The organism is Nocardia spongicola, from assembly GCF_047200775.1.
Lineage (GTDB): Bacteria > Actinomycetota > Actinomycetes > Mycobacteriales > Mycobacteriaceae > Nocardia.
Map to the genome: position 1 here is coordinate 380,896 of NZ_JBJZOO010000003.1, position 26,850 is coordinate 407,745.

Sequence of the window (26,850 nt, forward strand, 5' to 3'; positions counted from 1 at the left end):
ATACCTCCGTTGACGCGGGCCTGACTCGGCCTATGATAGAACGAGTTCTAATCAGGATGGCTGGTCCGACGCGGGGTGTATCGCGTCGCGGCAGTACCGCCAGAGTCGCTGTGCTTGTTCATCGGAGTAACGGGTCCGGCGCAGATAGTGCTCCGGCCTGGAGCGTCGATCATGCCAGAAGTGTCCGGAAGCGGGCGTTGGCTCGGTGGCCGCGAGCCAGACCACGGTATCGGCGCCCTCGGCCGCATCCCGCAGCAATGGTTTGGTGAGTCGATGGAATCCGGGTAGGGATGTGGCCACGCCAGGGGTATCCGCCCAGCCGGGGTGCATGCTGGATACCGAGATACCTCGGGGAGCGTAGTGTGCGGCGAGTAGTGGGGTGAGTGCCACTTGCATGCGTTTGGTGCGAGCGTAGGCGGTCACCCCCTGATAGGGACTCTCCCGGTATTCGGGGTCGTCGACGGCGAGTCGCTGGGTGTACATCCCCCCGGAGGCCACGAAGATCACGCGCGGGTCGGTAGCCGCGCCGAGCAGGGGCGCCACCAGTTCGGTGAGTAACAGTGGCCCGAGTACATGGGTCGCCAGGGTGAGTTCGTGCCCTTCGGCGGTCTCCTGGCGGGTGTCGGGCAGCACGCCCGCGTTATGGATCAGCACGTCGAGCCGGGATAACCGGTGGGCGAGGGTTGCCGCGCACTCGGTGACCGACACCGGGTCGGCGATATCGCACCGGACTACCGATACGTCGGCGTCCGGGTCGGTGGCCTGGATATCCCGGCAGGCCTGTGCGCCGCGCTCGAGATCGCGGACCCCGAGCAGCACCGTGGCGCCGAGCCCGGCCAGTGCCGCGGCGGTGGCCTTACCGATACCGGAATTCGCACCGGTCACCAGCGCGGTACGACCGCGCATCGACTCGGGGCGAGGATCGTTGTCGGGCCAGTGTCGTTTGCGCATGCGGAATCCGACGCGGCTGTAGCCAGGGGCGATGGTCCGATCGAGTACGGTATCGAGAAACGATATTGCGTCGGATGCGATTCGCATAGCCCGATTCTTCCGTTTTGGGCGATCGAACGCTATCAAGCGATGCGAAATTGCTGCATATAAGGTATTTCGGACTGTGCATTCCGGGCTACAGTCGAGTCATGGGTATCGAGTATTCGAGTGTCATCGATATTCCTCGATCCGAAGTATTCGCGTGGCACGCCCGCCCCGGTGCCCTGACCCGGTTGGCCCCGCCCTGGCAGCCGGTGTCACCGTGCGCCGAAGCGGCTTCCTTATCGGATGGGCAGGCAGTGCTCGGACTGCCGGGTGGGTTGCGCTGGGTAGCGCAGCATGATCCGCGGGCATACGACCCGCCGCACCGGTTCGTCGACGAGGTCAGCATAGCCGGCGTCGGCTCGTTGCCCGTCGGGTTGCTGCCGTGGCGACATACACATGATTTCGAGGTCGTCGATCAGACGCACACCCGGATAGTGGATCGGGTCGACACACCGGTACCCGCCGCGCTGCTGCGCCCGATGTTCGCCTACCGCCACCGGCAGCTCGCCGATGACCTGGCGGCCCATATGCGCGCGCGGCAGGAAGGTCTTGTGGCCGGAACCATCGCGGTGACCGGGTCTTCCGGCCTGGTCGGTGCGGCGCTGACCGCTTTTTTGACCAGCGGAGGGCACCGAGTGCTACGGCTGGTGCGCCGGGTACCGCGTGCCGCGGACGAACGGCGATGGGATCCGGCGGCACCAGCGCCGGATGTGCTCGACGGTGTGGATGCGGTGGTCCACCTGGCCGGAGCATCGATCGCAGGCCGGTTCACCGCCGGGCACAAACGTGCTGTCACGAGCAGCCGGATCGAGCCGACGCGCAAGCTCGCGGAGGTCGCGGCCAAGTCACGGGTGCCGGTTTTCGTCTGTGCCTCCGCGATCGGTTACTACGGTTACGACCGTGGCGAGGAGATACTGACCGAAGACGCCCCACGCGGTGGTGGTTTTCTCGCCGATGTGGTCGATGACTGGGAGGCCGCCGTATTGCCCGCGGCCGAATCCGGTGTCCGCGTGGTCCGGGTGCGTACCGGGATCGTGCAGTCCCCGCGCGGTGGCACGCTGCGGTTGCTGCGTCCGTTGTTCACCGCAGGGCTGGGCGGGCGTATCGGCGATGGACACCAATGGCTCTCCTGGATCGGGATCGACGACCTGGTCGAGATCTACCACCGGGCGCTATGGGACCAAGAGCTATCCGGACCGGTCAACGCCGTTGCCCCGCACCCGGTCCGCAATGCCGAGTACACCGAGGTCCTCGCCGAGGTGCTGCACCGTCCCGCGCTGCTCCCGGTGCCCGGTTTCGCTCCCGCGCTGCTGCTCGGTCGTGCCGGGAACCGGGAGCTGGCTTCCGCGAACCAGCGTGTCATCCCGGCTCGGCTGGAACAGCTAGGGCACCGATTCCGTACGCCCACACTGGAACCGGCGCTGCGGCAGCTGCTCGGCAGATCCATCGGCTGATTCACCACGCCGCTCGAACCGGAGCTGTTGCACGTCCAGATAGCCACACCGGAATCCGGCCTCGGAGTGGGCGAGATACAGCCGCCACATGCGCCGGAAGATCGGATCGAAACCGAGTTGCGTGATCTGGGTGGTGTGGCTGTCGAATCGCTGTCGCCACAGCCGCAAGGTGTGCGCGTAGTGCTCACCCATCGACAACCGCTCGCGCATGACCAATCCGGTACTGCGCACTGCCACCTCGGCGAGTAACTGCGTTGAGGGCAGGAATCCGCCGGGGAAGATGTACTTGTGCACCCAGGTGTAGGTGCGCCGGGTGGCGAGCATTCGATGATGCGGCATGGTGATCGCTTGGAGTACCGCTCTGCCTTCCGGCGCCAGCACCCGGTCGATCGTCCGGAAGAAGGTATCCAGGTACTCGTAGCCGACCGCTTCGATCATCTCCACCGAGACCACCGCGTCGAATTCTCCTTGTACCCGACGATAGTCCAGTAGGTCGATAGTCACTCGATCGGAAAGGCCTGCCGCGGCTATCCGCCGCAGGGCCGCATCGCGCTGCTCGACCGATAGCGTCACCGAACGCACCACTGCGCCGCGCTCAGCCGCACGCAGCGCGAGTTCACCCCAGCCGGTACCGATTTCCAGCAGGCGGGTGCCGGGGCCGACCGCGGCGTGGTCCAGGATCCGCTCGATCTTGGCGCGTTGGGCAGCGGCCAGATCGTCCCACCGCGGTGGTGGTGTGGTGCTGGGAAACAGCGCGCTGGAATAGGTCAGCGTCTCATCGAGGAACAGTTCGAACAGCTCATTGGACAGGTCGTAGTGGCGGGCGATGTTGTCGCGGGTGTTCGCTTCGCAGTTGCGTTCAGCGGCGGGATGGCGCGCGACATAGAGGTGGCGCAGCGCGCGCAGCGGGGCGGGAACAAGGGTCTCGATCGAGGAAGCGAATACGGTCAGTGTCGCGGCGGGATCCGGTGCCGACCAATCACCGGCCATATAGGACTCACCGAATCCGATCAGGCCGCCCGCGCCGAGCCGCAGGGCGAAGTCCTCGGGCCGGTGCAGGATCATCCTTGGTGCGTTCTGGTCGTTCGGATCGCGGCCGAGGACAGTTCCATCCGGGTATTCCACCCGGAGCGCGAGTGCGCGAACAGCTCTGTGGAACAGCCGATGCGCTATCTTCGCGGCGAGGCGGGCGCGGATGCCGGTGGGGATTTGTTCGATATCGGGCCACGGTGTCGGCGATGAGCCATCGGAGCCGGAGGTGACAGGGGAACCGGTGTTCATCGGGAAGGCTCCTCTAGCAGCGAGCTGGGGCGGGGGTGGACGGATAGGCCGCGTGCCCATAGGCGGATGCCCTGCCAGCGGATACGTGCCGAGACCACAAGGGGAGCGAGGGGCGAAGTAAGTGCCGCGCGCAGGATTGTCATCGGGGTGGCCGGGTGGCAACGTCCGGTCATCGTGGCGGCGAAAACCGGATGTTCGTCGGTGAGCACGATCGACACTCGCACCAGGTGGTCAGGTTCGGGAACCCGTAACCGGTATTCCCCGCGGACCGGGTTGAACGGGGAGACGAACAGTTGTTTCGCTGTGTTCGCGCTACCGTGTCGATCCGGTCGCACCAGATAGCAGTGCCGCTCGCCATAGGTGTTGTGCACTTCCGCGATCACACAGACCGGTTCACCCGCGTTATCGCGGCACCAGAACAAGGTGAGCGGATTGAACACGTAACCGAATACCCGTGCGTTGGTCAGCATGCGCACCGAACCACCGCGTAGGTCTATGCCGTGCTCGGCGAGAAAGGCATCGACATTCTCGCGTAGCGTGCGGTCGCGGTCGCGGTCGCGGTCGCGGTCGCCGAGATGATCCGTGGCGCTGAACCCGGCCAACGGTCGTAGCCAACGCGGTAGCCGCGGCAGGTCGTCGAGGTCGACGAGCCAGCCATAGCTGCGATAGCGGAACTCATGGCGTACCGGGGTAAGCCGCACATGCCGGATCCTGGTGTGGACGAGCTGCGCGGTCATGAGGTCGATACCGGTGCCGGGAGCTGTGCCGACCAGCGCGCGCCGAGGCGTTGCGCGGCGCGTAGACCGGATGCGGCGCCGTCTTCGTGGAAACCCCAGCCGTGATAAGCCCCGGCGAATGCCAGTCTGGTGCTGCCGATTTCCCCGAGCCTGCGTTGTGCGGCGACCGAGTCGGGCGTATAGCTGGGGTGTTCGTAGACCATCCGGTCCAGCACGGTATGCGGAGCTACCCGGTCCTCGCCGTTGAGCGTGACCAGGAACCGGCGTTCGCCGGTGTGTTCCAGCCGCTGCAGCCGGGTCAGGTCGTAGCTGACCAGTACCCGGTCCGCCGGTGTAGTGCACGAGGGCAACCGGTAGTTCCAGCACGCGCGGGCCTGCCGTGCCCTTGGAAGCACCGAGCTGTCGGTGTGCAGGAGTGTGTGGTTCACCGAATACGGCATGGCGGCCAGGATCTCCCGTTCGGCCTCGGTCGGTTCGGCCAGGATCTCCAGCGCCTGTCCTGGGTGTGTGGCGATCACCGCGGCATCGAAGACCCGTACGTCGTCGGCGTCGTCGCGCACTACGACCGCGTCGGGTCGCCGGTGTACCGCACGTACCGGGGTACCGATCAGCACATGATCCAGCCGATCGGTGATAGCGCGGACATAGGTCGCCGAGCCACCGGTAACGGTGCGCCAGGTAGGGGAGCCGAACACGGTCAGCATGCCGTGATGGTCCAAGAACGTGCACAGATACCTGGCCGGATAGCGCAGCGCGGTGGCCGGATCGCAGGACCATACCGCGGCGACCAGCGGCGTGAGGAAATGCGTGATGAAATAGCGGGAGAACCCGGCTTCGCGCACGAATTCTCCGAGCGTGCGGTTATTCTCCTGGTCCGAATCCAGCAGTGCGCGAGCCAGCCGGTGCCAGCGCGGAACCTCGGCCAGCAACCGCAGATAGCGTCCGCGGACCAGTGAGCGCGGGGTGGCGAACAATCCGGCCGCGCCCCGCGCTCCCGCGTACTCGAGCCCGCATCCGTCACAGCGGACCGACATGCTCATATCGCAGTCCTTGGTGGCGATGCCCAGTTCCCCGAACAAGCGCAGCAGGGTGGGATATGTGCGGTCGTTGAACACGATGAATCCGGTATCCACGCCGATGATCTCGCCGTTCCCCGCAGTGACGCGATGGGTGTCGGCGTGGCCACCGAGCCTTGGCGCGGCCTCGTACAGGGTTACCTCGGCGGATCCGGCGAGTACCCAGGCGGCGGTCAATCCGGCCACACCGCTGCCGATGACCGCCACTCGGCGGACGGCGGTGCGTTCTGATGCGGTGTGCTGGGTCATTGCATTCCTTCGCACTGCGGTTGCTGCCGTGCGGTTACGGCGACAGCTGTGCATCAATTATGCATCGTTTGCTCTCGGATGGAAACCGATTCGTCAGAAAACCGGGCATCTGGGCGGCGAACACCATGGGCTGAGTGAGCTCGGTTGGTGAACTCGGCGGACATTCTCGCCGGGGTGGACCGGGTGGGATGTCGAACGGCGGCGGTGTGCTCAGGTGAGCCGGTCGACCGCGTCCTGGAGGTTGTCGACGCGGATGACGGCGTCGGGCAGGAGGATCGCTTCCCATCCCGATCCGGCGACGAGGATCGTGGCGCCCGCGTCGAGGCAGGCGCGCACGGCGGAGGACAGGGCGGTCGATTCCCGCTGTGACCACAGCAGCACCGCGGCGGGGCGGTCGAGCCGGGCCAGGGTGTCGGTGAGCGCGGTGGCGGGGACATCGGCGCCGAGCATGCGCGCTCCGACGCCGCGTTCGGCGAGCGCCGCGCGCAGTACCTCCATCGGAAGCGAATGAGTCTCGCCGCTGGTGCAGGCGAGTACTACCGGCTCGGGACCGGGGTGCTGTGGCGGTGGATTGGTGCGCTGCAGTACCGAGATGATGCACCAGGACAGTAGATGCTCGACATCGATGCATCCCTCCCCACCGAGCTGGCGGTCGACGATTTCGGTATAAGCCGGGCGACACAGCAGGTCCCAGGTGTCCACTACGCCGAATGCGTGGATATGTGCCTCCAGCTGATTCGACACCGACCTGGTATCCAAGGCGAAAGCCGCGGTCAGCAGCGAAGAGCGTTCGCCGCGCGTTGGTGCGGGCCCGCGTACCGCCGCCGCGGCTCCGGCCGGGCTCGCGCCCTCGCGAATGAGGGTGAGCATGCGCTCCAGCATGGTGATATCGGCTTCGGTGTAGAGCCGGTGCTTGCCCGGTTGGTGCTGTGGCGGCCCGATATCGTAGCGGCGGTTCCAGCTGCGCAGCGTCGCGGTCGGGATGCCGAGACGTTCGGCGACCGCGCGTACCGTGTATCCGGCCGCGTCGGATACGGGGATGGAACCGGCGGGCATCGCCCTATTCTGCCTGTCGTTATCCGGGCGATCCGTTCCGCCAGGGTGATCGGGTTTCCCGGTGGGGTCGCGCGAGCGTGGCATGGCGTCACCCGCGACGGGTCGCGGCGGCGGTCGCGGCGCACACCAGGCCCCAGCCGACGGTGACCGCGATTGCCTTGGAGCGCTGCGGTTGTCCGCGTAGCGCGCGTCCGAGCACAATGGTGTCGCTCAGATCCGAGGCGACCCGGGCCGCGATGGCCAGTCGCATCGCTTCCGGTGTCGGTGCGAGCGCCATCGCGAGACCGGAGGCGATATCGCGTGTCCCGGCCATCCTGGCCATGGCGGCCCGCCCGGTGTCGTTGTCCGGCCACCCGCATGGTCCGAGCAGGACCACGGGCCGCAGTGCTACCGCGAGACCGTATGCGGCGGTAGCGATACCCGCGATACGGGGAGTTGTCATCTGCCTCATGAATCCTCCTTCGGTGAGTCTTGGTCAACAGCTATGCATCAATTATGCATCGCTATATAATGATGCGGGTCCGCATCGTCCATTTTCGAGGAGTTAGCGTGACCCTTCGCCGAATGTCATCCATGTCTACCCGCCTGCTCGCCTGTGCAGTGTCCGCGCTAGCCGGGATGACTCTGGCCACGACCACTGCGGTGGCAGCCCCCGCACCGGTCACGGATACCGGGGGAGTACCTGTCGTCGAGGCGGTATCGGTTGCCGGGCCCGCGCCGGTGCCGCGCCTTGACCTGGATCGATACCAGGGCACCTGGCTTCAGCTGGCCGCCGTCCCGCAATATTTCAGCCTGGTCTGCGCGCGCGATACCCAGGCGAACTACTCGCTCGACCCGCAGGGCAATATCGCAGTGCACAATTCCTGCATCACCTGGGCGAACACACTCAATGAAATCGACGGCACCGCGGTCGTCAACGATAAGGAGACCCAGGCGCAACTGCATGTCAGCTTCCCCGGTGTGCCGACGCAAGGGAGCCTGGAGGGACCGACCAACTACATCGTCACCGGGCTCGCCCCGGACTACTCCTGGGCGGTGGTCACCGATCCCAGCCGGATATCGGGGTTCGTCCTGTCTCGTACCCCCACTTTGGACGCGGACGCCTGGCAGCAGGTGCGGGCGACGATCACCGCCGCGGGCCAGAATCTGTGCACCTATCTGACCTCGCCGACGACCGGTGGCGAGTCACGCATCCTGCCGTTGTGCACACTGTGAATTCGTCGGCGCGGCGTCGCGAACGCCGCGCCGACGAAGACCGCCTGGGTGGCTCATCGCCGCCTCGCCATGATCTGCGCGGCGCCGGCTATGAACTCGGTACGTCACCACCATCAGGAGCGTGGCCGATGAGCGGCCGCGCGGCGGATCGGGGTTGCCTCCGATGACGGTCACGATCGCACTGTTCACCCGAGACTTACGGGTCAACGACAATCCGGTGCTGATGGCCGCGCATCGGGAGGGTGCGGCGGTTGTGCCGCTGTTCGTACTGGACGAGGCCATCCTCGCCAAGCATCGTGCCGCTGCGAACCGGATTCGGTTCCTCACCGCCGCGCTCGCCGAATTGGATGCCGAGCTTCGTGCCATCGGCGGCAGCCTGGTGGTGCGGCGCGGCGATGTGGTCGATGTGGTCGATGCGGTGGTCGCGCAAGTGCACGCCGAAAGTCTGCATATCGCCGCGGATGTCAGTGGCTACAGCCGTCGCCGCGAACGCGCGTTACGTGATCGTCTCGCCCAGCGGCATTGCCTGGTGCATACACATCCGATGACCGTCACCGCCGCCGATCCCGCGGCGCTCCTTCCTGCCACCGGGCGCGATCATTTCGCCGTCTTCACCCCGTACTTCAAGCGCTGGATCGCAGCCCCCCGGCGCACACCCCTCGGTAAGCCACGTGATCTCACGATGCCGCCGATAACCGGCTTGCCGTTACCGGAGGCGGATAAGCTCTGCTCGGGCCCTTCGTCACCGCACCTGGCGGTCGGAGGTGCGCGTACCGGACGAAAAATGCTGCACGACTGGCTGTCCGGGCCGATCGGCGACTACGCGTCCCGCAATGACGATCTGGCCGCCGACGCCACATCCCGGCTTTCGCCGTATCTGCATTTCGGTTGTGTGTCTCCGGTCGAGCTGGTGCACCGGGTCGATACCGCCCCCGAAGGGGGATACGCATTCGCCAGACAACTGGCCTGGCGCGACTTCCATCATCAGCTGCTGGCCGCCCGCCCGGCCGCGGCGTGGTCGGATTACCGCGACCGCTCGATCCGTTGGCGTGATGATCCGCACGCTGTCGACGCCTGGCGGGACGGACGCACCGGCTACCCGATCGTGGACGCGGGCATGCGGCAGCTACGCGCGGAAGGTTGGATGCCCGGCCGGGCCCGGTTGATCGCGGCCAGTTTTCTGACCAAATCACTGCGCGTGGACTGGCGTATCGGCGCAGAGCACTTCCTGCGCTGGCTGGTCGACGCGGATTTGGCCGACAACCAGCTCAATTGGCAGTGGGTCGCGGGCACAGGAACGGATACCAGGCCGAACCGGGTGCTCAACCCGCTGCGGCAGGCCGAGCGCTATGACCGGGATGGCACCTACGTACGCCGCTGGATTCCCGAGCTGGCGCACTTGCCCGGCGCTCGGGTGCATCGGCCGTGGCGCGAGCAGGTCGACCCGGCCTGCTATCCGGCTCCGCTTCTCGACGTCGCCGGTATGTAGCGCCACATCGGCCCGCGCAGACGAGTACACCCGAACGAGAACTACGAATCGGCAACATTCCGGCATGGTCACAGGCGGATTCGGCTTCCGGCGCCGCTAGGGTGAAGTGGCTATGGACACCGCCGCGCCCGCCTCGCCAGTGGCTGTGGCCATCCCTCCGCAGCGGGGTACGGCGGCCCTTCGGTTACCGCGGCGGGTCCGCAGTGCCCGGCCGGTGGTTGTCGCGGCGGGGTGTCTCATCCTGCTGCAACTGGTGCTTCGCTGGTGGATAGCCGACAGCGGATACTTCTATTGGGACGATCTCATCGTGGTCGGCCGCGCGGCCAGTTATCCGCTGTGGTCGGAGCAGCTGCTGTTGTACAACCATGACGGGCATTTCATGCCGTTGGCCTTCGCCACGGCCTGGGTTGTCACCGCGGTGGCGCCGCTGGCCTGGGCCGGGCCGGTGGTATCGCTGCTGGTTATGCAGCTCGGGGCAGCGGTGGCCGTACTGCGCATGCTCGTCGTGCTCGCGGGTGCGCGGTGGGCGATTCTGCTCCCGATGGTCTTCTATCTGTTCTGCCCGTTGACGCTCCCGGCGTTCGCGTGGTGGGCGGCCGCCTTGAACGCGCTACCGCTGCAATTCGCCCTCGCCTGGGTGAGTGCCGACGCGGTGCTGTTGGTCCGGAGTGGCCGACGGCGGTACGCGCTCTCCGGGATCGTGGTGTGCGCGGTGGCGCTGCTGTTCTTCGAGAAGTCGGTGATCGTCGCGTTCGTCGCGTTCGCCGTCGTGGTATTCGCTCGTTACGTCGACGGTCAGGACGGCTTGGTGCGCGTGGTGCGTGTAGTGGTGCGCCGCGGGGCGGCCCTATGGGCCGGATCGGGTGTGGTGCTGGCGTGCTGGCTGGCCGGATATCTCACGGTGGCCGGCGGTCCCGAACTGCACAACAGCGAACTACCAGGTAGCGAGCCGACCGATGGTGTGCCGACCGATGGCATGGGCGGGTTGCTGGACCTGCTGCCGAATGCCGCGTCCCTGGGGATCGTTCCCGCGTTGTTCGGCGGGCCCTTGGCCTGGGAGCGGTGGCTACCGGCGACGCCGTGGGCGGATCCGCCGGGCTGGGTAGTGGTGTCGGCGTGGCTCGTGCTGGCCGTGCTGGTGGCGGCGTCGATACTCGCTCGGCTCCGGGTATGGCCGATCTGGGTGGCGGTCGTGGTCTACGTTCTGATCGTCGAGCTGACCGTGGCGCTGGTTCGCGGCGGCCCGAACACCGCGGCGGAACTCATGCAATCCTTACGCTATTTCGCCGATCTGGCTGTCGTGCTGGCTGCCGCGGGTGCGCTGCTGGTGCGCGCTCATCCGCGGCCCGCGCTGTCGTCCGGCCGGATGCCGAGGTGGTTTCCCGGCCCGAGGACGCTGATCCCGCTCACAGTGCTGTTCGTGGTGAGTAGTCTCTGGTCCACCTATACCTATGTCCGGCTGTGGCGTGACGGCCCGACCAGAAGCTATGTCATGAATCTGCGCTCGGCGTTGGCCGAATTGGACGGCGCACCCCTGCTGGACCAGGAAGTACCGTGGAATGTCCTGAATCCAGTGGTCTATCCGGAGAACCTGGTCAGCCGGGTGCTCGCTCCAATCGCCGAGGCGGGCACTTTCGCCGATTCCACACCACATTTGCGCATGATCACCGACACCGGAGAAATCGTGGACGCGGCGGTCTGGTGGAATCGAGCCATTCTCCCAGGACCGGAGCCGGACTGCGGGTATCGGATCCAGGGGACCACACCGGTCTGGCTGCCACTCGACGGGCCGATGCAGGAGCACGGCTGGACCGCCCAGCTCAACTATCTCGCCGATCGTGACGGTCGGATTTTAGTCGGTCTGGAGCACGGTGATGTAGTCGAGGTTCCGGTCCGTAAAGGTATGCACACCGTGTTCGTTCGCATCAAGGGCAGTGGATCGCTACTTCGGATCGCTTCTCGCGCAAAAGAACTGGATCTGTGCGTCGGGACAGGACCGGTCGGTGTCGCATCGTACGACAACTGAGCCCCCCGATACCGGCGGTAGCCGAGTGCGGCGCGTCGGACCTCGGTGTCGTCGAACAGGTTCCTCGGTGCGGTTCGACATCATCCCGATCGCTCGGACACCCAACGGATCATCGGTGGTCCGCCACGCCTTGTGGATACTGTTGGCGGAACGACCGAACCGCCGTGAGGAGTGTCGATGGCCATTATCGATGTATGGGCGCAGCATCCGACCCTACGCATGCTCGAACACGATATGTTCGATTCGCTGCGCCGCTGGGGCGCGCCGCTGCCGAGCGAACAGCCGCCGGTCGCCGCGACGCTGGCCGCGATGGACGCTGGTGGTGTCGACCTCGCCTTGATTTCCGCCTGGTACGGACCGGAAGGGACGCTGATCTCCAATGACGATGTAGCCGGGTTCGTCGCGGAGTCGGACGGCAGGCTGGTCGGTGTCGCTTCGGTGGATCTGCGCAATCCGATGGCGGCGGTGCGTGAATTGCGCCGGGCGGTCACCGTGTCGGGGATGAAGGCGCTGCGGATAGTCCCGTGGTTGTGGGGGCTGCCGCCCAATGACCGCCGGTACTATCCGCTGTATGCCGAGTGCGTGGAACTCGGTATACCGTTCTGCACCCAGGTCGGCCACACCGGGCCGCTGCGCACCTCCGAAACCGGCCGCCCCATCCCGTATCTCGATGACGTGGCCCTGGAATTCCCGGAACTGACCATCGTCGCCGGGCATATCGGCTACCCGTGGACCGCCGAGATGATCGCGTTGGCGACGAAGTATCCGAACGTCTACATCGATACCTCCGCCTACACCGTCCGCCGCTATCCACCGGAGCTGGTGGCTTATCTGAAGGCGCACGGCCGGGGAAAGGTCATGTTCGGCACGAACTTCCCGATGATCGCCCCGCAGCATGCGCTCGCGGCCCTGGACGACCTCGGTCTGGACGACGAAACCCGCGAACTGTTCCTCGCGGGCACTGCCCGCCGCGTCTTCGGCCTGGACTGAGCCCCTGCCGGTCGGATCACTCGAACCACGTATCGGGCCGTCGCCCCGGCTGCGGTCACCCGGCCCGTGCAGCGGTTCCGTACCGTGCGGCGTTATTCGCCGCGACCGGCGCAGCGGTGCAGCAGTTTCGCTGTGCCCGCTCAGTACGCGATCGAGCGGAGTGAAATGGCGGTATCGGGGGCTCAGTCGGGCCGCCATTTCACTCCGCTCGATGATCAGAAGTGTCCATCCGGTCCTGAGCAGAGCCGACAAGGGCTTCGATGCCGTGTGGTCCTGTGCACCAAGACCGGCCGGACTTCGGTCAGCTGCGGCGGATGCGCAGGATGTTGTCCAGTCGCGTGCCCGGTTGCCCCTCTGGGCTCGGGTGGGCGCGCTCGACGAGCTCTTCGAGCTCCACCTGCCATTCGGCGTGCGCCAGATCCAGGCCCGCGCGCACCTCGGCGGTGGTCGGGAATTCCGCGATCACGGGTGGCTCCACTACCAAGGACGGCCATGCGGCGTGTCCGGCGATCAGCAGTAGCCCGCCCGGCGCCACCGCTTCGGCCGCTCGGCGCAGGATGTGCATCCGTTCACCGTCTCGTGCGACAGGCGAGTGCAGGTAGTACGCCGATACCAGATCGAAGTGCCCGGCGGGGAAGCTCTCGGTGAGATCGTGCCGCTGCCAATCGATGTGCTCGGCCACTCCCTGCCGCTGTGCGCGCGCCCGTGCGCGGGTGAGCGCGGTCTCCGACACATCGACCGCCGTGACCCGCCAGCCACGCTCGGCGAGCCAGATCGCGTCGGCACCTTCGGCGCAGCCGAGATCCAAGGCGGAACCCGTTGGAAGTGAGTCGATTTCACGGACAAGCAGCGTATTGGGCTGTCCTGACCAGACCTGTTCGCGCTCTTGGTAGAAGGCTTCCCAGTACTCGCTCGCTCGGCGCGCGGTCGACTCGGTGTGGTGGGTGGCATCCATGTCCCCACGATCCGTCCAGGGCAGGTGATCGGCAAAAATATTGCCGACTCGGCAATATTCTCCGGCCTTTCCGGGCGGATGGGTCAGTAATCGTCGAGTGGGTCGCGCACCGTCATACCCGCGGCGGCGCGTAAGCGCCCGGACATGGTGGTGAGCAAGTCGATGGAGTCATCGGAAAGGCCGATGGCCGTGTGTATCAGCCTGCGTAACTGTGGACTGGCGAACATGCCCGCCACGGTGGCGTCGTGCTCGGTGTGTGCGGTGCCGAGCTGTTGGTGGAGATCCACGGCGAAATACTCACAATCGGTTATCGGGCCCCCGGGAACCGCGGTGGATGCGTCGGCTCCAGTTCAGCGATGTGCGGGCGCACGAACGGAATTCTTCTGGCGCGCAGCGTACATCGTGCCCGCTTCGTTGCGGAATCGGATCGACACACCTCGTGGGTTGCCCGTTGCCACGGTCGGGGACGGCCCCGCGGTACGGACGCGCACGATTATCACACTGTCGGTACGAATTTCGTCGTAACGACGCGGCCCGTGCCGCGCGGGAGGCGCTGTCCTATGGCGCGGAGTTCGCTTCCCGTTGGTGGGAGGTTCGACTGTGGTGTCGGCCAGGAGGCGCGCCGGTGAGAGGCGGTAGATCCGCGAAGTCACTGCTCGCGCATGGCACACTGACTGGCTGCCGAGGCAGGTACCGACTGGAGAGAGGCCCGAGATGGGAGATCTCGACGACAGGGTAGCGGTGATCACCGGTGGGGCCCGTGGGCAGGGCCGCGCGCACGCGCTGGCGCTCGCCCGCGCGGGAGCGGATATCGTGGTGTGCGATACCGCGCAGCCGGTGTCGGGCCTTCCCTATGCGCTGAGCACTCCCGAGGATCTCGGTGAAACGGCCGGACTGGTCGAGCGGATCGGTCGGCGATGCGTTGCCGTACCGGCCGATGTGCGCAGCCTGGAGCAGATGCGGTCGGTTGCCGAGCGGGCGATCGACGAATTCGGTCGTATCGACATTCTGATCGCCAACGCGGGTATCGCCTCGCAGTCGACCATCGCCGAGATGGACGAGCAGATGTGGCGGGACATGATCGACACCAACTTGACCGGCGTGTTCCACAGCTTCCGCGCAGTCCTCCCACACATGATCGAGCGTCGCTGGGGTCGGATAATCGCTATCTCGTCCTGCTTGGCCAGGATGGGCCTAGCCAACGTGGGACACTACGCCGCGAGTAAATGGGGCGTACTCGGCCTGGTGAAATCGCTGTCATTGGAGGTGGCCGAGTACGGCATCACGGTCAATGCGCTGCTGCCTGCGGGGGTGGACACCGATATGACCCAGAACCCAGCCACCTGGCGTCTCATGATGCCGGACCAGGAGAATCCGACCAAGGAGGATTGGATGGCGTTTATCGCATCCGGTCCGCCGAACGGGGATCTGATCCAACCCGCCGAGGTGGCCGAGGCGATGTTGCTGCTGGTCGGTGCGCACGGCAGGCACTTCAACGGGGAAGCCGTGACGATCTCGGCCGGGCTCAGCGCGAATATGTCCTGAACCGTTCTGGGGACGGCCGAACCGTGGTCCGCGACAGCGCCCTGCCGAGATCGCCGAGCAGGTGCCGCGTCAGCGCCGCCGCGCTTCGATCTTGTCGCGCGCGGTGCGCATGGTGTACGCGCGGCGTTCCCGTGCGGCTTCGGCGATTTCGGGTCCACGCTGTTTGGCGAGCTCGGCCAGCTCTGTGCTGCGCTCCCTGGCCTGTTCGGCCAGCTCTGTGCCGCGTTCCCTGGCCTGTTCGGCCCATTCCGCGCTCCGCTGTTTGGCCAGTTCAGCGAGTTTGCCGCTGCGTTCCTTAGCGACCTCCGTCAACTCGGAGCCGTAGACCAGCGCCGTCTCGGCCAAATCGCTGCCGCGCTCTTTGGCGGTTTCCGCCCATTCCGGTCCGTATTGTTGCGCCGTTTCGGCGAGCTCCGCGCTCTTGCTTGCCGCCGCCGCGCCGATCTCTCGTGCGCGCTCAGCCGCGTCGTTCGCATGCTTACGCAATGCGTCGCCGGTCGCACCGTTTCCGGTCGTGCTGAACGGCAGTGCCGCCGACACCGCGGCGGCCGTATCCTGCGCGGCCCGGCGGCTACGCCAAGCCAGTGAGGGTTTGCCCTCGGTATCGGCCGCGGCGATCAACAGCCCACCGAGCAGCCCGAGGTCTTTCAACAACGCGGTCCGTTTCGCCGACTTCCTAGCCGGGTCTTGTTCGTTCCAGAAATCCTGCTCGGTGACGGTCGCGGGGACCACGGTCGCCGCGAGTACCACAGCCGCCATCCGTGGGGCCCGGCCCAGCGCCAAGAACAGTCCGCCACCCACCTGGGCGGCCGCGTTGAGCCGCACCGCGGCAGCCGGATCGGCAGGCAATCTCTCGGCGATACCACTGGGAAGCCCGCGCTGCCCCCGCTGCAGAAGCTCGGTCGCGGTCTTGACCCGCTCGTCCGGACGTCGCAGTGTATCGATTCCATCGACGACGAACGCAGCAGCAAGCAGCGGCCGGGCGAGTCGGCGCAACAACATGACGAAACCCCTTCTCTCTAGATCGGTACCGATCGGATGCCCGCGATCTTCGGGATCAAACACGCCCGCTGGACCTGGGGCGCTGTCGCTTTCCGCCGTTCAGCCGTCGTCGTGTGCACGCGGGTGTGTCGCGCTGTGTTTACGATGGCGCTCGGCGTTGTGTGTATGCGAGTGCTCAGCACTGTGTTCAGGGGAGTGCTCGGCACTGTGTTCAGGGGAGTGCTCAGCACTGTGTGCACGCGGGTGCGCGGCACCGGTTGCGGCAAGGAAACCGGTGATTATCGCGGTAACCCGTTCCGGGTCCTCCACCATCGGGAGGTGGCCGCAATCGGCTAGCTCCACCGCCGTATGCGGACGTAGTCCGCGGTTGAGCCGCTTGCCCGCCGCTGCCGAAAGGACACGGTTCTGCTTGCCCCAGATGGTGCAGATCGGTGGGAAATCACCGGGCGGAGTGAATTCGTCCACAATGCGATAGGCGGGGAAATCCTGGACCAGACCGTGCAGTGCGGTCAGCCTGCCCCGATCGGACCAGTGTGCCCGCACGTGCGGCGAGTGCTGCAGCCCGCGCCCGCGGCCACGCGCGCCGAGCTGGTTGGCGAGGATCAGTGAGACGATCCATCCGGGCACGCTGATCCGGTCGGCCAGCCCGGCCAGCGGCAGGTGCGCGTCTGCCCATGCCAAGCCCGCCGATCGCCCTGAGCTGACGGTGTCCCAGGTCAGCGGGTTGATCAGGACGAGAGCACGCACTTCGTCGCGATGGTCCATCGTGTAGCGCAGTGCGGTGGCGCTGCCGAGGCAGTTGCCGATCAGCGTCACATCGGTGAGCCGATAGGTGGCCAGGAATGCCGCGAGCATATCCGCGTAGTCCACGAGCCGATAACCGGCGGCGGGCTGATCGGACTGTCCGTATCCGGGGAGATCGAGGGTGAAGACCTCATGATCCCGGCACAGTGCGGTGACCTGGGCGTCCCAGATCCGGCGTTGCGCACCGGCGTTGTGCAGACACACCACCGCGGTTCCACCGCCCGTGCGCTCGAAGACTACAGCCCTGCCTCGGTACTCGAAAACGTCCACGCCGACTCCTTACGAGTGCACCTGGCGAACGAATCGCTGCTGTCTCGCAATTTTACGTGGTGGCCTCGGGTTCGAAGGGGACTTCGCCGGTGTTGGGGGTGGTCTGCGGGGCGGGTACTACACCGTGAGGCCGGTGCGTACCACCTTGCCGGTCGCATTGCGGGGCAGCGCGGTGGTGGTGAGCCGCAACCGCACTGGCACCTTGTAGTAGGCGAGTCGTTCCGCGACGAACGCGCGCAGCTCTTCTTCGGTTGTCGCGGTACTGCTTTCGACCACGACTACGGCGGCGACCTGTTGTCCGAGGTCGGGGTCGGGTATGCCGATGACCGCGCATTCGCGTACCAAGGGATGCTCCTCCAGGCACTGCTCGATCTCGACGGGATAGACGTTTTCCCCGCCCCGCAGGATGAGATCCGAACGCCGAGCCGATATCCGCAGCCTGCCGTCTTCCATAACGCCGATATCGCCGGTGCGCAGCCAGCGGTCCGCGGTGATCGCCGCGTCGGTCGCCGCGGGATCCTGCCAATAACCGAGCATCACATACGGGCTGCGCAGGCAGATCTCCCCTTCGACACCATCAGGCACGGTATTGCCCGCGCTGTCGCGGATCTGCACCGCGACTCCGACGACCGGGCGGCCGACGGTATCCGGGAACGCGGCGAGCTCGACCGGACTGGCCAGAGTCGCCGCGGTGCTGCACTCGGTGAGCCCGTAACTGGTCACCAGGGCGGTACGCGCGGCGGGGAGCTGTTCACGCAGCTTCTGTTGCAGCGCGGCCGAGGACGGTGCCGAGTTGAGAGAGAACGCGGTCAGTGAGCTCAGGTCGTAACCGGACAGGTCGAGGTCGAGCATTCTGGTAGCCATGGTCGGTACGGCGCCCCAGTTGGTGATTCGTTCCCGCTCGATCAGCCGCAGTACCCGGCCGGGATCGAAAGACCCTTGATAGATGACCGCCGCATCCCCGGTGACCAGCCGGGGCACTATCAGGTTGTGCAGGCTGGCAATGTGGAACAGCGGTGAGGTGAGCAGGTAGCGTCGGCCGCTCGGCGGTTCGGTGGCTCCGGTCGCCATGGCGGCCAGCGCATCGTTGAGCATGTGGTATCCGATGACCGCCACCAGATTCCGGTGTGAGTGCACCACACCTTTGGGACGCCCGCTGGTGCCGCTGGTGTAGAGGATCACCGCGGGGTCGTCCTCGTCCGTTTCGGTACGCGGCAAGGTGGCGGTCCGGAAATCGGCCAGGAGCGCGGGGATATCGCGCTCCATAGTGAGTACCGGGATCCGGATATCCAGCTCTGCTGCCAGCGCGGCGCGTTTCGCGTCGGCGACGAGCACCGTTGGCTCGGTATGTGCTACGCCGTAGGCGATCTCGCGGGGCGTCCACCACGCGTTGTAGCCCACCGCGATCGCGCCGAGCGCCTGCGCCGCCCAGAAGGTGATTACCCATTCGGGTGTATTCGCCGCGAGGATGGCCACCCGGTCGCCCTTGCCGACGCCGTATCGCTCCCGCAACGCTGTGGCCAATGCCGCGACGGCGGCGGCATGTTCGGTGAAGGAGATCTTGCGCTCCGCGGTGATCAGATAATCCCGTGCGCCGTGTTCGACCGAGTCGGCGAGCACATCGCCGAGTGAGAGTTGCCGTTGCCGCAGTACCGGCATCGGGGCGCCGAGCACGTCTTCGACCACCATCTCGAATCGGCCGCCTGGACCGGTGAGCTGGTCCATCGCCTGTGTCAGGAAGGTCTGTGGATCGAATGGCGTGGTCATCTCGGGTACTTCCTCATCACTATCACTGTGGCGGACGGTTCGACGGAGTTCGGTTGCGGGATGGAGTCGATCGGGATCATCCGTGGACCGCTGCGAACGTCGCGCGCAGGTAAGCATCGGCTCGGACCGAGCCGATCAGGCCGGGGCCATGCGGTTCATGGTAGAGCCAGAGGTGAGCTGATGATCCAGGTTGTCGATCACGATCGCATCGTCGTACTCGGCCCACCGGCGCACTCGGCTGCTCGGTGGCACTAGGGCGATCCAGGGCTGTGCGTTGACCAGCTTGTTCGCTGGAGGCGATGGTGGATGCAGTGGCAGGCGGGCGCCGATCCGGCGTGCGCGGAGTTACCCGTGTACCGGTGCATCCCTACGGTGCCTCGAATGGTTGTCGGTGCCATGGGGCATCATCTGTGCACGCAGCCAACCACGAATATCGCTCGGAGTTACCCATGCCGTCGCCACGAACTACCCCGCAACCTTTGTCGAACAGTGAGATCGAGCAGATCGCCACGGACATCGCCGGTGGTCGTCCGCCTATGGTGTGGTTCACCGCGGCCGCGGTGGGGGTGCCGGAGGGGCGCTCGGGCAAGGTGATCGCGCTCGGCGACCCGGCGGACGGAGACTTCCTCCAGGTCAGGCCGACCGGGTCGAAGGATGTACTGTCTTTTTCCCCTACCGAGGTGACATTGACCAAGCCACCGCGCGGGCCGGCCGGCGCCGCTCAGCCGAAGCAGGCCGAGCCGAAACAGGCCGAGCCGAAACAAACAGCGAGGAAGGAACCCACTGTGCCCCAGCCGCCGAGTTCGCAGGCGAGCGCTTCCGCTCCGGCACCGACCCCGAAAACACACGGCAGCACCTCGGGAGCGAAGCAACCCGATGACGCGGCCGAGTCGGTGGCCAAATCTGCCCCGGCGGCGAAGCCGGCCAAGACCATGGGCGCGCGTAAGACCGCCAAATCGCCGGAGGTGGTGGTGACTCTCACCGGCACAGCGGACGGGGACTGGTCGGTCGACGTGATGAGCGGTAAGAAGCGCACAGTGCGCGGTCTTCCGGTGCCCAGTTCGGCGGTAGCGCAAGCGTCCAAGATCCTGCACCCCGAGGTCGCCGAGGTGGTCGACGGGGTCTTGGAGACGCTGCGTGGTGTGCAGGAGGCGAAGGTGCAGCAGTTGCAGGCCGAATTGGAGGAGGCCAAGCGTTTGCTGGAAGAGCTGAGCGACTGAATCACACCGTGGTGCCAGTGGGGCGAGCGGCCGCGTGCCAGGCCCGGTGTTCGGTACCGCCGGCCGCGCGCCGTACATCCTCGTGGAATGAGTAGCCCAGTGCGTACTGTTTCGCGTGGTACATAGCCGCGTCCGCATGCCGGAGCAGATGGTGCACATCGGTCTCCGAGCCGCACGGCCCGATGCCGGCGACGCCGATACTCGCGGTGATCGGGATCTCGCCCGCGCTCAGCCCGAACGGCCGGACGAAGGCGCCGATCAGTCGTTCGGCCAGTACGGCGGCCTCGGGTACGCTGAGCGGTGACAGCACGACGAACTCGTCGCCGCCGTAACGGGATACCACGTCCTCTCCGCGCACTACTCGCCGAATCCGGTCCGCCGCGGTCGCGATCAACTCGTCACCCACCGCGTGTCCGTAGCTGTCGTTGACCCTTTTGAAGCCGTCCAGGTCGATGAACAACAGGCAGATCGGTCGTCCGGGCCACTGTTCCCGCCGCTGCCGCAGTGCGCGTAGTAGAGCCGCGCGGTTGAGCAATCCGGTGAGCGTATCGTGCTCGGCCTGGTATTTCGCGCGTCGCTCGCTGCGGATGCTGCGCACGATAGCGTGCTCGCTACGCACCAGCATGCCGATCAGCAGCAGTGCGAACAGGGAGGAGACCACCACCCGGTCGAGCAGGTCGAGCCTGGACCCGACCACAGGAACCAGCGAGGCTACGATCAGCGCGATCGCGATGAGACTGGCGCGCTGTCTGGAGTGGTGTGGATGGATGCGTCGCGGCGTGCCGAGCGCGGCCATGGTCGGGTGCAGTGCCGCCACCCCTACGGTCGCGAAGGCGAGCAACAGCGGAGCCAGCAGCACTTTGCCGCCGAGAGTGGCAGTACCCGCCGCTGTCAGGCTGTAGCCGAGAGCGCCGAGCAGCACCGAGATCAATCCGGCGTGCAACAGCCACAGCGCGATCTCCGAACGGGTCGAGGTGGTCATCGAATGCGCGACCAGGGTGAGCAGCAGCGCGTCGAGCACCGGATAGGCTGCCGCCAGCAGGACATTGACTCCGGCAGGCGGTGATTGCAGAATCGGCGAGATGAGAAAGGTCCATGCGGCCAAGAGCGCGCCGAGCCCGATCAGGGCGGAGTCGAGCAGCAGCGCGTAGTTGCCGCGTACCTCGCGCGGACGCAGCCAGATCAGCGCGGCCAGGCCGACACCGAAGTAGCCGAGCAGGGTGACCGCGTCATCGAGCGGATGGATCCAATGACCTGGGGTATCCCGGAGCGCGACGCCGATCGTGAATACCACAGCAGAGGCCGAAAGCAGATACCACGGCAGCGGATGGGCGGGCCGATGGGTGTGTAGTCCGATGGCGATCGTCGTGATCGTCGCGCCGATGACGATCACCATGGTTGTGAACGACACCAGCCGCGAGTTGATCATCAGATGTGCGGTGATCGCGACGACGCTCCCCCCCAAGAATGCCGCGTACCAGCGAAATCCGAGCGGCCGCCGCCGGCTGGTCTGTGTCCCGGTACTGGGTGTCATCAGCCCCCCTTGGTCGCTCTGTCCGGTGAATTCGGGCCGCGTCGGAGATCTGTGCATCTGCCACGGCGAATTCGTCATCCGCCTGTTTCTTCGAGCACGGCTCGGATGCCGTCGGCGAATGAGAACCGAGTGTTGTTCTACGAGCAGATGTCCCAGCCGACTGTCATGCGTTCGGCTACCAGAAACTGGACAACTGTTTTGATCATGGCATGGAATATGACTGTCTGTCGCTCACTTGGCGTAACAAAGGCGAAACCAACGCACCGCACCCTGATCGGGTCTGTGAGCGCGTCGAAAGCAATGTTCCCGCCGGGTAGCTCGTACTCTGTTCCGAGTGGACTGTGCTCGGCGAGGAGAATCAGTGAGGTGTGGGTGGGGACCTGGGTAGCGCCGGGGCGAGTCAACATCATCGGTGAGCACACCGATTACACCGGAGGCTATGTCCTGCCGATCGCGGTGCCGCTGGTTATGCGGTGTACCGCGGTGGCGCGCGCCGACGGCCGGGTGCGGGCAGTCTCCCGGCAGCGGCCAGGTGAGCCCGCCCTGGCCGAGGTATCCGGCCTCGTCGCACAGCGGGCGCTGTTGCCGGGCTGGTCCCGCTATCCGCTCGGCGTGGTCGCCGAATTCGTCCGGCGCGGGATACGGATTCCCGGTATCGACCTCGAGCTGGATGGTGAGGTGCCGATCGGCGCCGGGCTGTCCTCCTCGGCGGCACTGTCCTGCGCGGTGGCCGTCGCGCTGCGCGATATGTTCGCCCCCGGCCTGTCCGACCGCGTAGTGATCGATATAGCGCGCGGTGCGGAAAACGACTACGTCGGTGCGCCGACCGGCTTGCTCGACCAATCGGCCGCGATGCTGTGTACGGCCGGGCACGCATTGTTACTCGATATGCGTAGTCTCACCGCCGATGCCACCACGCTGTGCACGGGTGCCTACGAGCAGATTCCGTTCGACCTGAGCCGTTTCGGGCTCGAACTCATGGTCATCGACACCGGTCAGCCACACGAGCTGGTCGATGGCCGATACGCGCGGCGGCGGGAACAATGCGCGGCGGCAGGCAGGGCGCTCGGCGTCGCCACGCTGCGTGATATCGAGTCCGTCGCGGATACCGACCGGATTGCCGAGGGGATATTGCGGCGGCGGGCCAGGCACGTGGTGGCTGAGAACGCCAGAGTGCTCGCGGTCGCCGAGACAATGCGCGCGGGGAACGATCCGCGGGGAATCGGCCCCATCCTGACCGAGGGGCATATTTCGCTGCGGGATGATTTCGAGGTCTCCACTCCTGGACTGGATATCGCGGTCGATGCCGCGCTGGCCGCAGGCGCATACGGTGCGCGAATGGTGGGCGGCGGCTTCGGGGGTAGTGTCATCGCCCTGGTCGACCGGGGGCACGTCGAGTTGGTGACGGAGTCGGTACGCAGGCACTTCACCGGTGCCGCTCTGCCCGATCCACGCACCTTCCTCGTGGTTCCAGCGGCTGGAGCGCACCGGATCGGCTGAACCGTTGTCCGGCTCCGCCGCCGCGGGTCTACTAGGGGCCGTCATGCTGGAAGAAAGCATTGCGCAGCCCCAGCCGGTACTGTCGAGAAGATCGTTTCGGATTCCAGGCAACTGTGTTTCTGGCAATCGTGTGCCACGAAAAGGTAGGCTCCACAGGGGGTTTCATGGAGGTCGACAACAGGCCCGCGCTGCGGCTTGCGGGGTTGTCCAAACGCTTCGACAAGTTCTCGGTAGTCGACAATGTCGATCTCCTCGTGCCCTCCGGCTCATTCTTCGGCCTGGTCGGTCCGAACGGGGCGGGGAAGACCACCACATTGTCCATGGCCTGCGGGCTGTTACGGCCCGATGCCGGTACGGCGTGGATCTTCGGCGACGATGTGTGGGCCGATCCGGTACGCGCGAAGACCATGGTCGGGGTGCTCCCCGACGGGCTCGCCCTGCCCGAGCGGCTGACCGGCAGGGAATTGCTCGGCTATACCGGACTTTTACGTGGTCTGTCTGCGGACACTGTCGCCGAGCGCGCCGAAGAACTGCTCGCAGTGCTCGAATTGACCAGTGCGGAGCGCACGTTGGTGGTCGATTACTCCGCGGGTATGCGTAAGAAGATCGGTTTGGCCACCGCATTGCTGCACGCGCCGAAACTGTTATTGCTCGACGAGCCGTTCGAGGCGGTCGATCCGGTTTCGGCGGGCACTATTCGCGCCATCCTGCAGCGATTCGTCGCCGCAGGCGGTGCGGTGGTGCTCTCCAGCCATGTGATGGCGCTGGTGGAGAGCATGTGCGATCGGGTCGCCGTGCTCACCGGCGGGCGGGTGGTCGCCGCGGGCACGCTCGACGAGGTGCGCGGCGATGCCTCACTGGAGGAAGCTTTCGTCCGGTTGGTCGGTGGCCGGGTCGGCGGCGCGGAGGGCCTGTCGTGGTTGGCGTCCTGATCCGGATGCGGTTGTTGTCGACCCGGCGTGCGCTGACGACTGGGTGGCAGGGCGTGCTTTTCGCCCTCGGCTTGTCGATCGGGATGATCGCCGCCGTGATCACCGCGGCGATCATCGGATTCGCGGTGCGCGATGGCGATGTGTCCGGTGCTGTCACGGTGGCCGCCACATTGTTCGGGATATGGACCCTCGGCTGGCTGTGCGGTCCGGTGCTGATGGGTGGCGGTGACGAGACCGTGCAACCGGAGCAGTTGCGGTTGTTGCCTTTGCCGAATCGGCAGTTGGCGGCGGGTCTGTTGGCCGCGGCACTTGCCGGGCCGGTATCGCTGGTGAATCTGGTGGCCTTCGGTGGGCTGATCGTGCTGGCGGTCCAATTGAGCTGGACGGCGACAGTGGTGGCGGTGGCCGGTGTAGTGCTGCAGCTGATTTTCGTGGTGCTGCTGTCCCGGGTGATACTGGCCTGGGCCGGGGTCGCGTTGCGCTCCAGACGAGGTAAGGATCTGGGTGTGGTGCTGGCCGGTGTGGTCGGGCTGGCGTATTACCCGATGAGTCTGCTGATTTCCCGGCTGGAATCCGTGCGTGCGGCGCCGCATGAGGTGACTACGGCGTTGCGCTCGGTCCCATCGGGATGGGCGCCCGCGGCGGTCGAGTCCGTACAGCGCGGGGATCGGTTGGGCGCGCTACTGCCGCTGGCCGGGCTGGCAGTGTTGTCTTTGGTGCTGTGGCAGGCGTGGTCGGTGCTGCTCGACCGTCGGCTGACCGTTCCGCCACACCCCGCGGTCACCACAGGCTCGGGTGTGCTGTTGCGCCGGGTACGTCCGAACGGGCCGGTCACCGCGGTGGTGCTCAAGGAACTGCGTACCTGGTGGCGGGACAGCCGTCGCCGCGCGACGCTGCTACCAGTGCTCATCACCGGATTCCTGCTGCCGGTATTCTTCTCGGTCCAGGGCAGCGGTACCGGTGGCGTGGCATTCGCCGGTATTACGGCTGCCTGGTTTTCCGGGCTGGCCGCGACGAACCTCTACGGCTTCGACGGCACTGCTGTCTGGCAGACGCTCGTCACCCCTGGCGCGGCTCGCGTCGATATCCGTGGACGGCTGGTAGCAGTGCTGTTGGTGATCGGGATTCCGACAACCCTGGCCACTCTCGTGCTGCCAGGAGCCCTCGGCCGTTGGGAGCTCTATCCCTGGGTGTTGTCTCTGCTGCCAGCGGTGCTCGGTATCGCCGCGGGCGCCGGAGTATTTCTCTCCGTCGCGGCCCCCTATGCCGTGCCGCCTCGAACCGGCAACCCCTTCGCGGTATCGGGTAATCCGGGCTGTGCGAAGGGATTGGCGCAGACGGCGGTCAGCATAGGCCAATTGGCCGCCTTGCTGCCGGTGCTCGCGATCCTCGGCCTCGCCGACCACTTCCAGCTCACCGCGCTGGCTTGGGTGGCTGTTGGCGCCGGTATCGCCGTCGGTGGTTCCGGTGCGGTGCTCGGCGCCAGAGCCGCCGAGCGTCTACTCCAGAAGCGAGGCCCCGAACTCCTGGCGGCTGTCCGCTACCAGTGACCAGCCCGGATACCGGGTCCACGCCGAATTCGGTTCCAGATGAGTTCAACGGCAGCAGTTCGGATCCAGCACAGTGCACAGTGCGGCCAATGCGTCACGACGGGCTCGATGGAAGGTGTTCATGCCCCGACGCTCGGACTCGACCAAGCCTGCCTTGCGTAGCTGGCCGAGGTGATGGCTGACCGTCGATTCCGACAATCCGACAGCCATGGCGAGATCGCCGCTGTTCTTCTGCCCATCCGGGCTGGTCAGCAGCAGAGACAGCAGCTGGACCCGCGCTGGATCGGCAATCGCTTTCAAACGCAGCGCCACCTCCAGCGCGGAGTTCTGGTCCACCGGCCCCGCCGCGACCGGCGGGCAGCAGAGGGGTGCGGACATATCGATGACGGGTAACGCCTTGGGCATGAGATCAACAATACCGGGGGTATTGACATATGTCGAAGAGGTGACCACACTCGACGGTGCTAGTTCTTCGATATAAGTCACACAAGTGGAGGTTGTAGTCATGTCCCGGATCCAGCTCGCCCTCAATGTCGACGACATCGAGCAGGCCGTACGGTTCTACTCGACGTTATTTCGTGCCGAGCCCGCCAAGCGCAAGCCCGGTTATGCGAACTTCGCGATTGCCGAGCCACCGTTGAAGCTGGTGCTGATCGAGAATCCCGGCCAGGGTGGCAGCGTGAACCATCTCGGTATCGAGGTCGAGACCTCGGAGCAGGTCCACGCCGAGATCGCACGCTTATCGGAGGCAGGGCTGTTCACCGAAGAGCAGATCGCGACCACCTGTTGCTTCGCCACACAGGACAAGGTCTGGGTCACCGCGCCGGGTCAGGAGCGCTGGGAGGTGTATACCGTCCTCGCCGATAGCGAAACCTTCGGTACCGCGCCGGCGGACACTGCCGAGCCATGCTGCGGCACCGCGGATGAGGCCGCTGCCGAGGGCGCTTGCTGCGGCAGCGCCGCGAAACAGGACGCGGTTGGCTCCGGCGCCGCTTGCTGCGGCTGACCGTGCTCGGGTGCTGCGGTCACGTGGTCGGCTAGGAGACCGTAGCTCGTCGCGGCCAGGCGATTCAGCAGGGGTACGCACAGTGCGGGACGAGGCGGCGAAGCGGTCCACGCCAGGTGGTGAAATCACGACACCGACAGCGTGGACCGCTCACCGA

Annotated in this window: 24 protein-coding genes; 11 read left to right on the forward strand and 13 right to left on the reverse strand. The window is 66.1% G+C overall.

Going from position 1 to position 26,850, the window contains the following annotated elements:
• Positions 1 to 51: 51 nt before the first annotated feature.
• Positions 52 to 1,038: an SDR family NAD(P)-dependent oxidoreductase gene (locus tag ACL02S_RS09610; protein WP_412801967.1), complete on the reverse strand. Its 987-nt coding sequence runs from the start codon at positions 1,036 to 1,038 to the stop codon at positions 52 to 54.
• A 101-nt stretch (positions 1,039 to 1,139) separates the two neighbouring features.
• Between ACL02S_RS09610 and ACL02S_RS09615 the strand changes: the two genes are divergently transcribed.
• Positions 1,140 to 2,489: a TIGR01777 family oxidoreductase gene (locus ACL02S_RS09615; RefSeq protein WP_412801968.1), complete on the forward strand. Its 1,350-nt coding sequence runs from the start codon at positions 1,140 to 1,142 to the stop codon at positions 2,487 to 2,489.
• Here ACL02S_RS09615 and ACL02S_RS09620 read toward each other — a convergent pair.
• From ACL02S_RS09620 to ACL02S_RS09640, 5 genes are all read right to left on the reverse strand, one after another.
• Positions 2,418 to 3,770, reverse strand: a complete 1,353-nt coding sequence (locus ACL02S_RS09620; RefSeq protein WP_412801969.1) for a class I SAM-dependent methyltransferase — start codon at positions 3,768 to 3,770, stop codon at positions 2,418 to 2,420. The two genes, ACL02S_RS09615 and ACL02S_RS09620, sit on opposite strands and share 72 nt — an antisense overlap.
• Positions 3,767 to 4,507: a DUF1365 domain-containing protein gene (locus tag ACL02S_RS09625; protein WP_412801970.1), complete on the reverse strand. Its 741-nt coding sequence runs from the start codon at positions 4,505 to 4,507 to the stop codon at positions 3,767 to 3,769. The genes ACL02S_RS09620 and ACL02S_RS09625 overlap by 4 nt, the downstream gene beginning before the upstream one ends.
• Positions 4,504 to 5,832 carry an NAD(P)/FAD-dependent oxidoreductase gene (locus ACL02S_RS09630; RefSeq protein WP_412801971.1) on the reverse strand — a complete coding sequence of 443 codons (1,329 nt, stop codon included), beginning with the start codon at positions 5,830 to 5,832 and terminating at the stop codon, positions 4,504 to 4,506. Before ACL02S_RS09630 ends, ACL02S_RS09625 begins: the two co-directional genes overlap by 4 nt.
• Before the next feature lie 210 nt (positions 5,833 to 6,042).
• Entirely contained in the window at positions 6,043 to 6,888 is an 846-nt protein-coding gene (locus ACL02S_RS09635; protein ID WP_412801972.1) for a MerR family transcriptional regulator, read from the reverse strand.
• Positions 6,889 to 6,976: 88 nt separating this feature from the next.
• Positions 6,977 to 7,339, reverse strand: a complete 363-nt coding sequence (locus ACL02S_RS09640; RefSeq protein ID WP_412801973.1) for a hypothetical protein — start codon at positions 7,337 to 7,339, stop codon at positions 6,977 to 6,979.
• Positions 7,340 to 7,461: 122 nt separating this feature from the next.
• On the opposite strand from ACL02S_RS09640, the gene ACL02S_RS09645 reads away from it, so the two are divergent.
• From ACL02S_RS09645 to ACL02S_RS09660, 4 genes are all read left to right on the forward strand, one after another.
• Positions 7,462 to 8,103 (forward strand): lipocalin family protein, encoded by a 642-nt coding sequence (locus ACL02S_RS09645; RefSeq protein ID WP_412802097.1) that lies wholly within the window; start codon positions 7,462 to 7,464, stop codon positions 8,101 to 8,103.
• 163 nt (positions 8,104 to 8,266) lie between these two features.
• Complete coding sequence (locus tag ACL02S_RS09650) at positions 8,267 to 9,592, forward strand: cryptochrome/photolyase family protein (protein WP_412801974.1); 1,326 nt, start codon at positions 8,267 to 8,269, stop codon at positions 9,590 to 9,592.
• Positions 9,593 to 9,704: 112 nt separating this feature from the next.
• Positions 9,705 to 11,618 carry a hypothetical protein gene (locus ACL02S_RS09655; RefSeq protein ID WP_412801975.1) on the forward strand — a complete coding sequence of 638 codons (1,914 nt, stop codon included), beginning with the start codon at positions 9,705 to 9,707 and terminating at the stop codon, positions 11,616 to 11,618.
• A gap of 177 nt (positions 11,619 to 11,795) precedes the next feature.
• The gene (locus ACL02S_RS09660) at positions 11,796 to 12,608 is read left to right on the forward strand and encodes an amidohydrolase family protein (protein WP_412801976.1); all 813 of its coding nucleotides are present in this window, start codon (positions 11,796 to 11,798) and stop codon (positions 12,606 to 12,608) included.
• A 301-nt stretch (positions 12,609 to 12,909) separates the two neighbouring features.
• Here the strand turns inward: ACL02S_RS09660 and ACL02S_RS09665 are convergent, their stop codons facing one another.
• Both ACL02S_RS09665 and ACL02S_RS09670 read right to left on the reverse strand, forming a co-directional pair.
• Complete coding sequence (locus ACL02S_RS09665; RefSeq protein WP_412801977.1) at positions 12,910 to 13,563, reverse strand: class I SAM-dependent methyltransferase; 654 nt, start codon at positions 13,561 to 13,563, stop codon at positions 12,910 to 12,912.
• A gap of 83 nt (positions 13,564 to 13,646) precedes the next feature.
• The gene (locus ACL02S_RS09670; protein ID WP_412801978.1) at positions 13,647 to 13,850 is read right to left on the reverse strand and encodes a hypothetical protein; all 204 of its coding nucleotides are present in this window, start codon (positions 13,848 to 13,850) and stop codon (positions 13,647 to 13,649) included.
• A 427-nt stretch (positions 13,851 to 14,277) separates the two neighbouring features.
• Here ACL02S_RS09670 and ACL02S_RS09675 point away from each other — a divergent pair, with 427 nt between their 5' ends.
• Entirely contained in the window at positions 14,278 to 15,108 is an 831-nt protein-coding gene (locus ACL02S_RS09675; RefSeq protein WP_412801979.1) for a mycofactocin-coupled SDR family oxidoreductase, read from the forward strand.
• A 69-nt stretch (positions 15,109 to 15,177) separates the two neighbouring features.
• Here the strand turns inward: ACL02S_RS09675 and ACL02S_RS09680 are convergent, their stop codons facing one another.
• From ACL02S_RS09680 to casG, 3 genes are all read right to left on the reverse strand, one after another.
• On the reverse strand, positions 15,178 to 16,110 hold the full coding sequence (locus ACL02S_RS09680) for a DoxX family membrane protein (RefSeq protein ID WP_412801980.1): 933 nt from the start codon (positions 16,108 to 16,110) through the stop codon (positions 15,178 to 15,180).
• Positions 16,111 to 16,209: 99 nt separating this feature from the next.
• Positions 16,210 to 17,184 carry an alpha/beta fold hydrolase gene (locus ACL02S_RS09685; protein WP_412801981.1) on the reverse strand — a complete coding sequence of 325 codons (975 nt, stop codon included), beginning with the start codon at positions 17,182 to 17,184 and terminating at the stop codon, positions 16,210 to 16,212.
• A gap of 117 nt (positions 17,185 to 17,301) precedes the next feature.
• Positions 17,302 to 18,951, reverse strand: coding sequence for a steroid-24-oyl-CoA synthetase (gene casG / locus ACL02S_RS09690; RefSeq protein WP_412801982.1), 1,650 nt, complete (start codon positions 18,949 to 18,951; stop codon positions 17,302 to 17,304).
• A 449-nt stretch (positions 18,952 to 19,400) separates the two neighbouring features.
• Between casG and ACL02S_RS09695 the strand changes: the two genes are divergently transcribed.
• Positions 19,401 to 20,171 carry a DUF6319 family protein gene (locus ACL02S_RS09695; RefSeq protein WP_412801983.1) on the forward strand — a complete coding sequence of 257 codons (771 nt, stop codon included), beginning with the start codon at positions 19,401 to 19,403 and terminating at the stop codon, positions 20,169 to 20,171.
• Between the two features lies 1 nt (position 20,172).
• Here ACL02S_RS09695 and ACL02S_RS09700 read toward each other — a convergent pair whose 3' ends face one another.
• Complete coding sequence (locus ACL02S_RS09700; protein ID WP_412801984.1) at positions 20,173 to 21,705, reverse strand: diguanylate cyclase domain-containing protein; 1,533 nt, start codon at positions 21,703 to 21,705, stop codon at positions 20,173 to 20,175.
• 372 nt (positions 21,706 to 22,077) lie between these two features.
• On the opposite strand from ACL02S_RS09700, the gene galK reads away from it, so the two are divergent.
• The 3 genes from galK (at position 22,078) to ACL02S_RS09715 (ending at position 25,687) form a co-directional block, all read left to right on the forward strand.
• The gene (galK, locus tag ACL02S_RS09705) at positions 22,078 to 23,205 is read left to right on the forward strand and encodes a galactokinase (protein WP_412801985.1); all 1,128 of its coding nucleotides are present in this window, start codon (positions 22,078 to 22,080) and stop codon (positions 23,203 to 23,205) included.
• Between the two features lie 164 nt (positions 23,206 to 23,369).
• Positions 23,370 to 24,137 carry an ABC transporter ATP-binding protein gene (locus ACL02S_RS09710; protein ID WP_412801986.1) on the forward strand — a complete coding sequence of 256 codons (768 nt, stop codon included), beginning with the start codon at positions 23,370 to 23,372 and terminating at the stop codon, positions 24,135 to 24,137.
• A complete protein-coding gene (locus ACL02S_RS09715) occupies positions 24,122 to 25,687 on the forward strand; it encodes a hypothetical protein (protein ID WP_412801987.1) in 1,566 nt (521 codons plus the stop codon). The genes ACL02S_RS09710 and ACL02S_RS09715 overlap by 16 nt, the downstream gene beginning before the upstream one ends.
• A gap of 45 nt (positions 25,688 to 25,732) precedes the next feature.
• Here ACL02S_RS09715 and ACL02S_RS09720 read toward each other — a convergent pair whose 3' ends face one another.
• Positions 25,733 to 26,092 (reverse strand): Rv2640c family ArsR-like transcriptional regulator, encoded by a 360-nt coding sequence (locus tag ACL02S_RS09720; protein WP_412802098.1) that lies wholly within the window; start codon positions 26,090 to 26,092, stop codon positions 25,733 to 25,735.
• A gap of 100 nt (positions 26,093 to 26,192) precedes the next feature.
• Here ACL02S_RS09720 and ACL02S_RS09725 point away from each other — a divergent pair, with 100 nt between their 5' ends.
• Positions 26,193 to 26,693, forward strand: a complete 501-nt coding sequence (locus tag ACL02S_RS09725; protein WP_412801988.1) for an ArsI/CadI family heavy metal resistance metalloenzyme — start codon at positions 26,193 to 26,195, stop codon at positions 26,691 to 26,693.
• Positions 26,694 to 26,850 lie beyond the last annotated feature (157 nt).

What these genes read in the sequence shown, in the direction of transcription:
- ACL02S_RS09610 (WP_412801967.1), bottom strand. Translation starts at nt 1,038, where the DNA reads ATGCGAATCGCATCCGACGCAATATCGTTTCTCGATACCGTACTCGAT.
- ACL02S_RS09615 (WP_412801968.1), top strand. Translation starts at nt 1,140, where the DNA reads ATGGGTATCGAGTATTCGAGTGTCATCGATATTCCTCGATCCGAAGTA.
- ACL02S_RS09620 (WP_412801969.1), bottom strand. Translation starts at nt 3,770, where the DNA reads ATGAACACCGGTTCCCCTGTCACCTCCGGCTCCGATGGCTCATCGCCG.
- ACL02S_RS09625 (WP_412801970.1), bottom strand. Translation starts at nt 4,507, where the DNA reads ATGACCGCGCAGCTCGTCCACACCAGGATCCGGCATGTGCGGCTTACC.
- ACL02S_RS09630 (WP_412801971.1), bottom strand. Translation starts at nt 5,832, where the DNA reads ATGACCCAGCACACCGCATCAGAACGCACCGCCGTCCGCCGAGTGGCG.
- ACL02S_RS09635 (WP_412801972.1), bottom strand. Translation starts at nt 6,888, where the DNA reads ATGCCCGCCGGTTCCATCCCCGTATCCGACGCGGCCGGATACACGGTA.
- ACL02S_RS09640 (WP_412801973.1), bottom strand. Translation starts at nt 7,339, where the DNA reads ATGAGGCAGATGACAACTCCCCGTATCGCGGGTATCGCTACCGCCGCA.
- ACL02S_RS09645 (WP_412802097.1), top strand. Translation starts at nt 7,462, where the DNA reads ATGTCTACCCGCCTGCTCGCCTGTGCAGTGTCCGCGCTAGCCGGGATG.
- ACL02S_RS09650 (WP_412801974.1), top strand. Translation starts at nt 8,267, where the DNA reads ATGACGGTCACGATCGCACTGTTCACCCGAGACTTACGGGTCAACGAC.
- ACL02S_RS09655 (WP_412801975.1), top strand. Translation starts at nt 9,705, where the DNA reads ATGGACACCGCCGCGCCCGCCTCGCCAGTGGCTGTGGCCATCCCTCCG.
- ACL02S_RS09660 (WP_412801976.1), top strand. Translation starts at nt 11,796, where the DNA reads ATGGCCATTATCGATGTATGGGCGCAGCATCCGACCCTACGCATGCTC.
- ACL02S_RS09665 (WP_412801977.1), bottom strand. Translation starts at nt 13,563, where the DNA reads ATGGATGCCACCCACCACACCGAGTCGACCGCGCGCCGAGCGAGCGAG.
- ACL02S_RS09675 (WP_412801979.1), top strand. Translation starts at nt 14,278, where the DNA reads ATGGGAGATCTCGACGACAGGGTAGCGGTGATCACCGGTGGGGCCCGT.
- ACL02S_RS09680 (WP_412801980.1), bottom strand. Translation starts at nt 16,110, where the DNA reads ATGTTGTTGCGCCGACTCGCCCGGCCGCTGCTTGCTGCTGCGTTCGTC.
- casG (WP_412801982.1), bottom strand. Translation starts at nt 18,951, where the DNA reads ATGACCACGCCATTCGATCCACAGACCTTCCTGACACAGGCGATGGAC.
- ACL02S_RS09695 (WP_412801983.1), top strand. Translation starts at nt 19,401, where the DNA reads ATGCCGTCGCCACGAACTACCCCGCAACCTTTGTCGAACAGTGAGATC.
- ACL02S_RS09700 (WP_412801984.1), bottom strand. Translation starts at nt 21,705, where the DNA reads ATGACACCCAGTACCGGGACACAGACCAGCCGGCGGCGGCCGCTCGGA.
- ACL02S_RS09710 (WP_412801986.1), top strand. Translation starts at nt 23,370, where the DNA reads ATGGAGGTCGACAACAGGCCCGCGCTGCGGCTTGCGGGGTTGTCCAAA.
- ACL02S_RS09720 (WP_412802098.1), bottom strand. Translation starts at nt 26,092, where the DNA reads ATGCCCAAGGCGTTACCCGTCATCGATATGTCCGCACCCCTCTGCTGC.
- ACL02S_RS09725 (WP_412801988.1), top strand. Translation starts at nt 26,193, where the DNA reads ATGTCCCGGATCCAGCTCGCCCTCAATGTCGACGACATCGAGCAGGCC.